The organism is Algibacter ulvanivorans (assembly GCF_048381495.1).
Classification (GTDB): domain Bacteria; phylum Bacteroidota; class Bacteroidia; order Flavobacteriales; family Flavobacteriaceae; genus Algibacter_B; species Algibacter_B ulvanivorans.
Genome location: NZ_JBLWGD010000003.1, coordinates 371,600 through 385,555 on the forward strand (window position 1 = coordinate 371,600; position 13,956 = coordinate 385,555).

6 protein-coding genes are annotated in these 13,956 nt (G+C 34.6%); 1 reads left to right on the plus strand and 5 read right to left on the minus strand.

Annotation, left to right across the window (positions count from 1 at the left end; all coding sequences use genetic code 11):
- Positions 1 to 5 precede the first annotated feature (5 nt).
- The 5 genes from ACNG5D_RS09965 to ACNG5D_RS09985 all read right to left on the minus strand — a co-directional run bounded on the left by ACNG5D_RS09965 (position 6) and on the right by ACNG5D_RS09985 (position 7,255).
- Positions 6 to 3,314, minus strand: a complete 3,309-nt coding sequence (locus tag ACNG5D_RS09965) for a SusC/RagA family TonB-linked outer membrane protein (RefSeq protein WP_418183369.1) — start codon at positions 3,312 to 3,314, stop codon at positions 6 to 8.
- Positions 3,315 to 3,769: 455 nt separating this feature from the next.
- The gene (locus ACNG5D_RS09970; RefSeq protein ID WP_418183370.1) at positions 3,770 to 4,297 is read right to left on the minus strand and encodes a DUF4468 domain-containing protein; all 528 of its coding nucleotides are present in this window, start codon (positions 4,295 to 4,297) and stop codon (positions 3,770 to 3,772) included.
- Between the two features lie 155 nt (positions 4,298 to 4,452).
- Positions 4,453 to 5,508 carry a hypothetical protein gene (locus ACNG5D_RS09975; protein WP_418183371.1) on the minus strand — a complete coding sequence of 352 codons (1,056 nt, stop codon included), beginning with the start codon at positions 5,506 to 5,508 and terminating at the stop codon, positions 4,453 to 4,455.
- 145 nt (positions 5,509 to 5,653) lie between these two features.
- On the minus strand, positions 5,654 to 6,712 hold the full coding sequence (locus ACNG5D_RS09980; RefSeq protein ID WP_418183372.1) for an aldose epimerase family protein: 1,059 nt from the start codon (positions 6,710 to 6,712) through the stop codon (positions 5,654 to 5,656).
- 114 nt (positions 6,713 to 6,826) lie between these two features.
- Complete coding sequence (locus tag ACNG5D_RS09985) at positions 6,827 to 7,255, minus strand: GNAT family N-acetyltransferase (RefSeq protein WP_418183373.1); 429 nt, start codon at positions 7,253 to 7,255, stop codon at positions 6,827 to 6,829.
- A 280-nt stretch (positions 7,256 to 7,535) separates the two neighbouring features.
- On the opposite strand from ACNG5D_RS09985, the gene ACNG5D_RS09990 reads away from it, so the two are divergent.
- Positions 7,536 to 13,907, plus strand: coding sequence for a M14 family zinc carboxypeptidase (locus ACNG5D_RS09990; RefSeq protein ID WP_418183374.1), 6,372 nt, complete (start codon positions 7,536 to 7,538; stop codon positions 13,905 to 13,907).
- Positions 13,908 to 13,956: the final 49 nt, after the last annotated feature.

The window sequence follows — 13,956 nt, forward strand, 5'->3', positions numbered from 1 at the left end:
TTTTATTAAAATCTTGCATCAACCGAAAAACCAATACTTCTGGTTGTTGGTACGGTTGCATTTTCTACTCCTGGTACATAACGGCCACCTCCAAATGATAATAATTCTGGATCGCCATGGTTAAAATCTTTAGCCCACAACCATAAGTTATTTCCTATTACAGATAAAGACATTGAGCTTAGTTTTAAATTTTTAATAACTTTTGATGGCATATTGTATGTTAACCTCGCTTCTCTTAACTTAATAAATGTAGCATCATACATACCTTCTGTATCGTTACCTCTTCTATAACGGTTATTGTGGTATGCATTTGCTGCCACTACTGTTGTATTAGGTACATAACTTCCGTCTTCAAGTTGCATAACTCCAGCTCCAATAACACCATCTGTTCTAGAAACTCCGTTACCATCAACATAACTTATTCCTGAGTCTGCTATTCCAGGGTGTGCTCCGCCAAACTCTGTGTCTCTACCCCAAAGAGATTCTGCAATGTTTCCTGATGTTGCTGCAATTAAACGTGTTCTTGATAATAAATCGCCACCTTGTCTCCAATCGAATAAAAAGCTTAAGTTGAAGTTTTTATATTTAATAGAGTTATTCCAACCTAAAGTAAAGTCTGGGTTAAAATTACCTACTTTTCTAAGTGTATTATCTTGTTGTACTAAACCTTCATTAAAAATTACTTGACCATAATAAGGGCTATCTTTATCTTCAACCGTTCTTAAACCAGTTCCCCACATATCGCCTAACGAGCCTCCTTTTTCGGCTACTAGAGATATACCGTTTCCTCCGTATACATAACGATCTACACCATCTTGAAGCTCTAAAATTTCGTTTCTGTTTAAACCGAAATTAAACGTAGTATCCCATCTTAAATTTTCATTTTTTATAGGTGTAATATCTAATAATACCTCAACACCGTGATTTAAAATTTTACCAGCATTAATAATTCTTGATGTTTTACCAGAAGTTGCTGGTAACTCGATGCCTAAAATTTGGTTTTTAGAAATTGTGTTATAGTAAGTTGCATCTAAAGTAATACGGTTACCAAAGAATTTTAAATCGGCTCCTAACTCATAAGAAGTTTGAATTTCTGGCTTTAAATCGAAATTTGGCAGTTGGTTTGATGGACTAGCCGTTGGGTTACTTCCTACTGGAGTTCCTAATAAGTAAGGATCTGCCAATCTAAATGCACCTGTATCACTACCAACTTGTGCCCAACCGGCTCTTAGTTTTGCAAAAGACAACTTACTACCTCCATTAGCTTCTTTTATAATAGCAGCAAATGAAGCTGAAGGATAAAAGTAAGAGTTATGTTGTGTTGGTAAGGTAGAAGACCAGTCGTTTCTTGCAGTTAAATCTAGAAAATACTTATCATCCCATTCTAGATGAGCAAAAGCATATAACGAATTAATTTGTTTTTCTGGACGATCTGAACGCTGTACTAATGCACCATCGGCATTATAGAACGAATATACCTCTGGCAATAATAATTTATTTGTCATTAACGAGTTGTAGTGGTTTCGTTGAACCATTCTATTTCCTCCAACATTTACATTAACGCCTAGCCTGTCGTTAAAATTTTTATCGTACGTAAGTAAAAAGTCTAAATTAGTTTCCTGAAAATTTATTTTATCTTCTCGATACTGTCCATTAGGGAAACGTTGTGTAGAATACGCTCTTTTAATAAAACGGTATTCTGAAAAGAAATCTCGCCCACCGCGAACCATAAATTTTAAATTGTCTGTAAAATTGTAAGTTGCAGAAAGGTTACCTATAACTCTATCTTTAGCCAATCCATTTGTGTTTTCGTACATTGTAAAATATGGATTATCATGATAGTTATAATTATAGTTATACTGCTGAAACCCTTCTAAACCATCTTGCCAATAATTTTTAAGGCTTTTAACATTAACTTGTTGCCCCCACCAAACAAATAAATACATAACCGACTCTGTACCGTAACCATTTACGTGTCGATTATCGGAATCTGTTCTGATATAATTTACTTTAGATGATACTTTTAATTTTTCGCCTAAATTATAATCGCCCGAAAAAGAAATGGTATTTCTGCGTAAATCGGTATTTGGTAATATACCTTTATTATCTACGTTTGTATAACCAACACGGTAATTTCCATTTTCGTTAGACCCGTAAAACGATACATTGTTTGTAAAAGTTGTTCCTGTTTCTAAAAACTCTTTAACTGGGTTACCACCATAAACAAATGGAGTTGGTGTAATAGTACCTCTTCTTGATAAATCTACTCCTGATGAGCCTAATACATAATCTAAACCATGTACATCGGCACCTCGTAATCCATTTGTTGTTGGCGAATCGTGCTGTGCTATTAATTGGCCATTCATTCGTGGTCCCCATGATTCGTCTACACCATCATAAGTTCCATTTCCATAACCATCAACAAAAGAAAACTCAAAATTTTTACCTTGTCCGTAAACACTTTGATATTCTGGAACTTTTAATGCATTTTCGAAAGTAATTTTAGAACCAACTGAAACACCAAATTTCTTTCCCTTTCCAGATTTAGTTGTTATTATAATGGCCCCATTGGCTGCTCTAGATCCATATAGTGCTGTTGCATTTGCTCCTTTTAATACAGAAACAGACTCGACATCTTCTGGGTTTACTTCTGCACCTCCATTTCCATAATCAATGTTCATGTTACTTGAACCGCCTAAAGTATTTGTTCTTGTATCTGTAGTGTTATTAATAGGAATACCATCTACTACAAATAATGGTTGATTGTCGCCAGCCATTGATGAATACCCTCGAATTACCACCGAAGACGATTGCCCAGGTCCTGTTCCGTTTGTTACCACTTGCACTCCTGCAGTTTTTCCAGAAAGTGTGCTTACAAAATTTGTACTTGTAGATTTTGAAAGTTCCTCGCCATCAACTTTTTGAAAAGCATATCCTAACGATTTTTCATCTCTAGTAATATTTAAAGCTGTTACAACGACTTCATCTAAAGATTCTAAATTTTGACTTAATTTTATTTGACCTAAATCTTTTGATTGATTTTCATTAAGTACAACATCAATTAATTTAGTTTTAAAACCTATAGATGATAACTCTATTTGTATAGTACCTGTTTGAATATTTTTAATATTAAAATTACCATCAAAATCGGTAATGGTTCCTTTAGAGGTTCCTTTTATAACAACATTAACACCCGAAGCAGGTAATAATGTTTCGTCTACGACTACCCCGTGCACTTCGCCGTTTTGAGCAATTAAGATGGTAGAATAAAAAATACTAATTAAAATAACTAGTAATTTGCAATGTGTTTTCATTTAAGTATAATTTACATTAATTAAAATTTACACAGCAAAAAAAGATTAATTTTTACTATTTGTAAACTTTTAAATGTTATATAATAATTACGAAAACATATTATTACAGTTAAACCATTGTTAACAATGTTAAGGCTATAAGACTTTTGTTTATTAAAAAGAAGCTAATTAATTTAATTGTAATTGGGTAAACTATTAAAACACAGATACGAATCGCTTAATGTTAAGAAACATCTAACTCTATTGTATTTTTAAAAACTCTATTTATATATTATAAACTTTAATTTTTAGTTCTTGTAGATTAAAAAATTTAATTAAAGTAAATGTTTTTTGTGAACGACAGTAACGCGTTTTATGTTACTATTTTTGGTTTAGAACGGCGTTAGCAATTCCGAGTGGATTTAGACGTAGTCGAATATGCCGCAATTGTGGTTATGCATTGTTGTGTACAGTTTTTACCAGTCATCTTTTTTCTTTTTACCAAGTATATAGTTTTTCAGACTTTCATTAAGTCCATTGAAATAATTCTCTATTCTTTGGGGTGAATCTCTAAAATTTTTGACAAGCTTCTTATCAGTTTTAAAATTCGGTATCTTCTTGTAATCAGCGGTTCCGTATTCATTTGAAGTAGTCAGCGATATTAAGTCAAATTTATATTTACCATCTTTAAATGCTATCTCAATAACATAATCAAGTGGCATATTCATTTTTTTTACGACAAGTAAATCAGAAGAAATTCCATTAATTCGGACTTTTTCATTTTCAATTTCCATTTTTAGTACTTTGTCAGGGTTCTTATAAGTTTCTTTTATCCAATTTATTGTTTTATCATAGATTTCGTTTGTGGACTTTGCTTCAACTTTAGTAACGATGTAGTCATTTATTCCATTCCCAGAATATTCAAATTTTTTAGGGTGTTCTGTTTGTCCAAATGTGAATAGCGAAAGTGCTAAAAACACTACGGTTGTAATTATTTTATTCATCTTTTTTGTTTTTCAAAATGCACCACAACGTGTTTGTATAAGATTAGTTGCGTGATTTAAGCACGTAAGTTAGCAAATAAAAACCGAATAGAAAATCCGCGAGGATTTTCGTAAGTAACCAAAAATCTAGCAATAAATTATATATGTTGTTGGCATTAGTTTTTTATAAAATTACCTTCATTATCAAATAGATAGTTTCGTTTATTTTCTTCAATTTCTTTTAATATTTGCTCCTTGTTTTCGACTTCGCCCATTATTGGTTCAACAAATTGTCTTAACAGTTGTCCAGATGAAATTATGCGTTCTTCTTCTTCTAATAACTCTACAAATTCAGGAATAGTTGCCTTAATTTGATATTCATTAAGTGAACTACTAAAACGAGAAAAATATATTGGCCTTTCTTTAAGATTTAAATTAATAAAACTCAAATGAGCAAAAACATCTCTTATTTGAAATGGTGATAATGGACCTCCAATACTAGAAAAATTGTTATTATATAGAGTAAATCCAGCACAAGAATCGTTTAACACAGAAATAATACAAAACTCACCTAATTGTAGCATAATAGTTTTGCTAACTTCATTGTCCATAAAGTCAAATCCGTCAGCATTTTCAATTACCAATGCAGGAACAATAAATATTGTACCAAAGACATTATAATCTATTTTGGCATTAGTGTAATGACTTCTTGAAACACAATGTATATGATGCATTTCCTCCCAGTAATAATTGTCAGATAAAAATCCAGCATCAATCCTTGTATCTCTTTCAGTTAGTAATGTTTTGTCTTTTAAATGAGTTTTAAAGTAAATTAGAGTTAACCATTTGAATAAAAATTGAACAATTTTCGGGTCTTTATTTATGTCTTCTAAAATTTCAGTATAACTTTTATTTAGCAATTCACTTATTGGGACTTCATAAGTTTTTCCTAATTCAGAATTACATTCTTTACAACAAGGAACTGTATATTGACCATATTTGTATTTTGTTCCATTAGGTAGAGTTATGTATTTTTTGTGAAGATTATACTTTCTTAAAATCCAATTTGGAATTATGTGTTCATCATTGAATTCTTTTGAGCATGGTTGTGCTCCACAAATGAAACAACAGTTGCCTTTAGCAATATCGTCTAGGAAATGTTGCAAACCAAAAAAGATAATTTCTCCTTTTTCGTTTGTAATAGTTTTACTTATTTTCAGTTTGTCTTCCAAATTAATGCCAACTTATAATATTAGGAAAAAAATAAATAGAACTATTCCTTTTAAACTAAAAATTATTCCTAAAAGCAATTACATTTATTTGGTAATAAAAATACACAATTATAATGCTAAACACTATTTATACATAGGCAAATTCCTATTTCACAGAAAACTTAAAAGTTGTTTTGGTCGAATAGGTTTCTCCAGGTTTTAATACTGTAGAGGGAAATTCCTTTTTATTAGGAGAATCTGGATAGTGTTGTGTTTCAAAACAAAAACCTGTTCTGCATGCATAGGTTCCTCCACCAGGTATTGGTAAAGTTCCATCTAAAAAATTACCTGTATAAAATTGCATTGCTGGCTCTTCTGAAAATACTTCTAAAAAACGCCCGCTAGCTTTGTGGTGGGCAGAAGCTGCAAATCGCATTTTACCGTTTTCGCCATTTAACACCCAACAATGGTCGTACCCTTTACCTCTTTTTAATTGCTCGTTATCTGCATTAATTTCTTTTCCTATTTGTTTAGAAGTATTAAAATCAAAAGGTGTACCTGCAACGTTTTTTATTTCTCCTGTTGGAATTTGTGTGTCGTCTACCGGTAAATAAGTATTGGCATTAATTACAACATCATGCTGTAAAACATCTTTTAAAAAATTTGCCGATAAGTTAAAATACGCATGTTGGGTTAAGTTTACAACCGTTGTTTTATCTGTAACTGCTTTGTATGATACTTCTAGAGCATTATCTTGTGTTAGCGTATAAATTACAGTAACGTGTAAATTACCTGGGTAACCTTCCTCTCCATCTTTACTTAAATAAGTTAATTTTAAAGCAGACTTATTGTTTTCTTGAATTGGTTCTGCTGCCCATACTACACTATCAAAACCATTAACACCTCCATGTAAATGATTAACACCATTATTTGTTGCTAAAATATACTCTTGATCTTGTAGTTTAAATTTACCTTGCGCTATACGATTTCCGTAACGACCAATTAATGCTCCAAAAAACGGATTGTCTTGTTTATAATCTTCAATATTATCAAAACCTAAAACCACGTTTTCTAGCTTACCTTCTTTATTTGGCACATTTAATTGGATAATTCTTCCGCCATAAGTAATAATACTAACTTGAATACCGTTTTTATTTTTAAGTGTGTACTGGTCTATTATTGTTCCTTCTTCTGTTTTACCAAAGGTTGTTTTTATTATTTCCAAACTTTTATTTATCAAAATCTATATAGTGTAAATGGTTATTTATAATTGGTTAGGTTTTTGTTTTAAAATTAAAAAAACAAATACTTTTATATGCTTTAAAATTTTTACAAAACACTAAGTTATAGTTAATCTATAAACATTAGTTTCTCTTTTAACAAAACCTAATTTTTGATACAGCTTATTAGCTGCTACGCGTTCTGGACTCGATGTTAAATTTATACTATTTATATTTTTACTAGATGTGTAAGCTATTGCAAAATTAACCAATGCTTTACCAACGCCTTTACCTCTAGCTTTTTTATCTACAACTACATCTTCTATCCAAACCTTATTTCCTGTAGGTATTCTATTAAACACAAGAGTTAATACGCCTAGTACAACACCAGCATCTTCGGCAACAAAAAGTATAGTATTCTCTGAATTTACAATATACTCTAAATCTTTTTTTGTGGGTAATACACAACTAGAAGAAAGTTGTGGTATTAAGTTTTTAAAAGCTAATTCTATTTGGCCAGTTACTTCTGTTAATTTATAAATATTCATTTAGAAGCTTAATTATTGTTTAAAAATTAAATAATTGTATGTAATACTCATACAAATTTAGGCCATTTTAATCCTTAAAAATAAAAATCTATTAATTATTTAGACAGAAAAAAAGAAAAGAAAACAAAAATACTGTATATTTTAACCTACAAAGCAAGCATTTTATACTATACAAATATTACAAAAAAATGTATTTAATCGGTTTTTTTTGCGTTTCATAGATTATTTTGTGATTTATATTCTATATTAGCCTCATAAAATTTCATTAAACCCCATAAAAATGAAGAAAATTACCCTTCTAAGTATTTTACTTGTTTTGAGTTTACAATTTGTTTATTCGCAAAATATTATTGCTAAACGAATTAAAATAAATAACCCTACAAGAAACCAACTTTTAAAAGTTAAAGAAATTGGTGTTGATTTGTCTTGTGGTGCTATATATACAGGTAATAGTTTAATTCTAGAACTAGGAGAAAGAGAATTAAATGCATTACAAGAAAAAAACATTCCTTATACGGTTATTATTGAAGATTTAATAGCCGATGCTAAAAGACGCTCTAAAACAGAACTTCCATTAGCTAAAGCACAATTAGAATCGATGAAAACTCAAGGTTTAGCTAGTAAATCCTTAAGCACAAAATCTACTGATATTAATAATTATATTCAATATGAAGGGTGTACAGAAGTAGATTGGAATGTACCAACAAATTTTAACTTAGGAAGTATGCTAGGTTGTTTAACTTATAGTGAAATGCTAGCCGAGTTAGACCAAATGCGATTATTATACCCACATTTAATATCGGTAAAGACCGACGCTTCTCCAGGAACCGTAACACACGGAAATTCTTATACTAACGGCGGTGCTTATGATACTTGGGCAGGACAACCTATATATTATGTTAGAATATCTGACAATCCAGATATCGATGAAACAAACGAACCAGAATCTCTATACTCTGGCATGACTCACTCTCGCGAAGTTTCTAGTATGATGAATTTAATATTCTACATGTGGTATATTCTAGAAAATTACGATAGCGACCCTGGTATTAAAAACTTAGTAGACAATCATGAAATGTATTTTATTCCTGTAGCAAATCCAGATGGATTAATGTGGAACGAAGAAACTGCACCTAGTGGTAATGGTATGCAACGTAAAAATTTAGGGCCATACAACACAGGAAACAACCACCAAAGAGGCGTCGATTTAAATAGAAATTATGATTACTTCTGGGGAAGTCATTCTATATATGCACACGGAACAACAGGATCTTCTGGTTCTACAGGTAGCGATACCTACAGAGGACCATCTGCATTTTCTGAGCCAGAAACTCAAATCGTAAGAAATTTTTCTGCTACAAGAGAATTTAAAACAGCTATGAACCACCATGCTACTTCAAATTTAATTCCGCATGCTTATAACGGATACCCAGATTCTCCAGGATCTGGTAGAGAAGCAGAGTACCATAAATTTTGTCATGATATGACACGTTTTAATAGGTACATATATGGTGAAGCACCAGATATTTTAACCATAGCTAATGGAGATATGAGCGACTGGATGCTCGGCGGAGCCACAGACTTAAACGGTTCTAATGGTTCAGGACAAGGTATTTTAGCGCTTGCTCCAGAAAATGGTTCTTGGATTTCTAGCGATGGTGAAGGTGGTTTTTGGCCTAATGCCACCAAAATTGTTGAAATTGCAAAAAGAGCAGTTAGAATGAATTTTGTAAACGCCTACCATAGTGGAAAGTTTGCGCATTTTCACGATTTAAACCCTAGTAACATAACTGCAACTTCAGGAAATTTAGAATTTGGATTAGAATATTTAGGGCAAACCTTAGGAGACATTACGCTTAATATAACGCCGGTGTCTTCTAACATTACTTCTATTACTCCCCCTGCTACTCAATCAGGATGGAGCAAATTAGAACAACGTACCGTTACTGCCGCTTATACCTTAGATGCAGGAATTCAAGCTAATGATGAAATTGAATTTCAAATTACTTTAAGTAATGATGATGGATATGTAATGTATAGAGCTAACATAATAAAATCTTACAATCCTTCTGTATTGTTTATTGATAACCCAGATACAGATAACTTAACCAATTGGACTGCCTCTGGTGGTTCTTGGGGTACAACATCCGATTCGTATTCTGGTACAACAGCCATTACAGATTCTCCTTCTGGCGCTTACGGTAACAATCAATCTAAAACATTAACGCTAAACTCTAGTGTCGACTTATCATCTTCTAATTCGGCCGTTGTTCAATTCTTTGCAAAATGGGATATAGAACGTAATTTCGACTATGTTCAAATTGAAGGCTCTACAAACGGATCTACCTGGCTTCCGCTTTGCGGAAAATATAGCAAGCCTGGCTCTAGTAGATCAACAAATCGATACAGTAGCAGTAATAGCTCGAATACAAGTACAGGTAAAGGCACTTCAGATCAAAATAACCAACCCACAGGAGAGTCTATTTACGATGCTGATACCATGGACAAATGGGTTATGGAAGAAATTTTAATTGATGGCACAGAAAACAGCTTTCTGTTTGGAGCTGCTAACGCCCGTTTTCGTTTTGTTTTTGATTCTGATAATTCAAATAGAGCCGATGGTTACCCAACAACTTTTGATGGCTTTATTTTTGATGATTTTAAAATTATTGATATTAAAATTCCTTGCGAACTTTCTGTACCTACAAATGTTACTGCATCAAATATTACTTTTAATAGTGCGACAATTAATTGGGACAATATACCTTCTGCGACTTACGATTTAAGATACAAAGAAACAAGTTCTGGAACTTGGATTAATGATACAGATTTAACAAGTGCCAATAGAGATTTATCGTCTTTATCGCCTTCTACAATTTATGAAGTTCAAGTAAGAACTAAATGTGGTTCAAATAATTCTTCTTATTCTTCATCTGTTCAATTTACAACTCCTGCTATTAGTTATTGCGATTCAAATGGAAGTTCTCAATATGACACAGGTGTAACAAGAGTTTCTTTTAATACCATAAACAACGCTCATACATCAAACAGAGACAACAATGGTTATCAAGATTTTACCACAATATCAACAACAGTAACTCAAGGTTCATCACACACATTAACTGTTAATATTAATAGAGACACAGGTAATTCTGGCGCAACAGCTTGGATAGATCTAAACATTGATGGCGATTTTAATGATCCAGGAGAAGAATTTAACTTAGGTAATGCAACAACTGGAGTTGATACGCAAACAAGTATAACACCATCAATTACATTTCCTTCTGGTGCAGGTTATCCATTAGGAGAAACCCGATTACGAGTTGCTGCACGATATAACAACTTTCCTGCTGGACCATGTGCAACAAACTATGATGGAGAAGTTGAAGATTACAAAATTATTATTACTAGTAACTTAACAACTTGGTACCAGGATTTAGATAATGATACTTTCGGAAATCCAAATATTAGTCAAGAAGCTGCTACTCAACCTGCTGGTTATGTTGCAAACAATACCGATTGTGATGATACGGATAACACCGTGAACACACCACAACAATACTATGTAGATGCCGATGGCGATGGATTCGGGTCGACTACAACAGCAATGCTTTGTGAATCTTCTGCTCCTGCTGGGTATAGCGATAACAACACCGATTGTGATGATACGGATAACACCGTGAACACACCACAACAATACTATGTGGATGCCGATGGCGATGGGTTTGGGTCGACTACAACAGCAATGCTTTGTGAATCTTCTGCGCCTGCTGGATATAGCGATAACAACACCGATTGTGATGATTCGGATAATACCGTGAACACACCACAACAATACTATGTCGATGCCGATGGCGATGGATTTGGGTCGACTACAACAGCAATGCTTTGTGAATCTTCTGCGCCTGCTGGATATAGTACAAACAACACCGATTGTGATGATACGGATAATACCGTGAACACACCACAACAATACTATGTAGATGCCGATGGCGATGGATTCGGGTCGACTACAACAGCAATGCTTTGTGAATCTTCTGCTCCTGCTGGGTATAGCGATAACAACACCGATTGTGATGATACGGATAACACCGTGAACACACCACAACAATACTATGTGGATGCCGATGGCGATGGATTTGGGTCGACTACAACAGCAATGCTTTGTGAATCTTCTGCGCCTGCTGGATATAGCGATAACAACACCGATTGTGATGATTCGGATAATACCGTGAACACACCACAACAATACTATGTGGATGCCGATGGCGATGGATTTGGGTCGACTACAACAGCAATGCTTTGTGAATCTTCTGCGCCTGCTGGATATAGCAATAACAACACCGATTGTGATGATACGGATAACACCGTGAACACACCACAACAATACTATGTAGATGCCGATGGCGATGGATTTGGGTCGACTACAACAGCAATGCTTTGTGAATCTTCTGCGCCTGCTGGATATAGCGATAACAACACCGATTGTGATGATACGGATAACACCGTGAACACACCACAACAATACTATGTCGATGCCGATGGCGATGGATTTGGGTCGACTACAACAGCAATGCTTTGCGAATCTTCTGCTCCTGCTGGATATAGCGATAACAACACCGATTGTGATGATACGGATAACACCGTGAACACACCGCAACAATACTATGTGGATGCCGATGGCGATGGATTTGGTTCGACTACAACGGCAATGCTTTGTGAATCTTCTGCGCCTGCTGGATATAGTACAAACAACACCGATTGTGATGATACGGATAACACCGTGAACACACCACAACAATACTATGTGGATGCCGATGGCGATGGATTTGGGTCGACTACAACAGCAATGCTTTGTGAATCTTCTGCGCCTGCTGGGTATAGCGATAACAATACCGATTGTGATGATACGGATAATACCGTGAACACACCACAACAATACTATGTGGATGCCGATGGCGATGGGTTTGGTTCGACTACAACAGCAATGCTTTGCGAATCTTCTGCGCCTGCTGGGTATAGCGATAACAATACCGATTGTGATGATACGGATAACACCGTGAACACACCACAACAATACTATGTGGATGCCGATGGCGATGGATTTGGGTCGACTACAACGGCAATGCTTTGTGAATCTTCTGCGCCTGCTGGATATAGTACAAACAATACCGATTGTGATGATACGGATAATACCGTGAACACACCACAACAATACTATGTAGATGCCGATGGCGATGGATTTGGTTCGACTACAACAGCAATGCTTTGTGAATCTTCTGCGCCTGCTGGATATAGCGATAACAATACCGATTGTGATGATACGGATAACACCGTGAACACACCACAACAATACTATGTGGATGCCGATGGCGATGGATTTGGTTCGACTACAATAGCAATGCTTTGCGAATCTTCTGCGCCTGCTGGATATAGTACAAACAATACCGATTGTGATGATACGGATAATACCGTGAACACACCACAACAATACTATGTCGATGCCGATGGCGATGGATTTGGTTCGACTACAACAGCAATGCTTTGCGAATCTTCTGCGCCTGCTGGATATAGCGATAACAATACCGATTGTGATGATACGGATAACACCGTGAACACACCACAACAATACTATGTGGATGCCGATGGCGATGGATTTGGTTCGACTACAATAGCAATGCTTTGCGAATCTTCTGCGCCTGCTGGATATAGTACAAACAACACCGATTGTGATGATACGGATAATACCGTGAACACACCACAACAATACTATGTCGATGCCGATGGCGATGGATTTGGTTCAACTACAATAGCAATGCTTTGCGAATCTTCTGCGCCTGCTGGATATAGTACAAACAACACCGATTGTGATGATACGGATAACACCGTGAACACACCACAACAATACTATGTGGATGCCGATGGCGATGGATTTGGTTCGACTACAATAGCAATGCTTTGCGAATCTTCTGCGCCTGCTGGATATAGCACAAACAACACCGATTGTGATGATACGGATAATACCGTGAACACACCACAACAATACTATGTGGATGCCGATGGCGATGGGTTTGGTTCGACTACAATAGCAATGCTTTGCGAATCTTCTGCTCCGGCTGGATATAGCGATAACAATACCGATTGTGATGATACGGATAATACCGTGAACACACCACAACAATACTATGTAGATGCCGATGGCGATGGATTTGGGTCGACTACAACAGCAATGTTATGTGAATCTTCTGCTCCTGCTGGATATAGCACAAACAACACCGATTGTGATGATACGGATAACACCGTTTACCCTGGAGCTCCTGTAATTTATAATGATGGAATTGATCAAGATTGTGATGGCTCTGATGAAACCACCTTAAATACTGAAGATATAAATCTAGAGAGTATTATAGTTACACCAAATCCTTTTAACGAAAATATTACTATTAAACTTCCTTTAAATTTCAACAATAGTGAATTTAATATTAAAGTATTCGATTTAAATGGACGACTTGTATTTGATAAAAAATACTTAAGCATCAATAACCAAATACATATTAATGGTTTAAACAAATTAGATCAAGCACCGTACTTATTTAAAATAGTAAACACTAAAACAGGTATAACTTCTTACAAAAGATTAATTAAATACTAAGACTATCTTAATAAAAAGTTAAAAAGGCTGAATAGATATTCAGCCTTTT

What these genes read in the sequence shown, in the direction of transcription:
- ACNG5D_RS09985 (WP_418183373.1), bottom strand. Translation starts at nt 7,255, where the DNA reads ATGAATATTTATAAATTAACAGAAGTAACTGGCCAAATAGAATTAGCT.
- ACNG5D_RS09970 (WP_418183370.1), bottom strand. Translation starts at nt 4,297, where the DNA reads ATGAATAAAATAATTACAACCGTAGTGTTTTTAGCACTTTCGCTATTC.
- ACNG5D_RS09990 (WP_418183374.1), top strand. Translation starts at nt 7,536, where the DNA reads ATGAAGAAAATTACCCTTCTAAGTATTTTACTTGTTTTGAGTTTACAA.
- ACNG5D_RS09965 (WP_418183369.1), bottom strand. Translation starts at nt 3,314, where the DNA reads ATGAAAACACATTGCAAATTACTAGTTATTTTAATTAGTATTTTTTAT.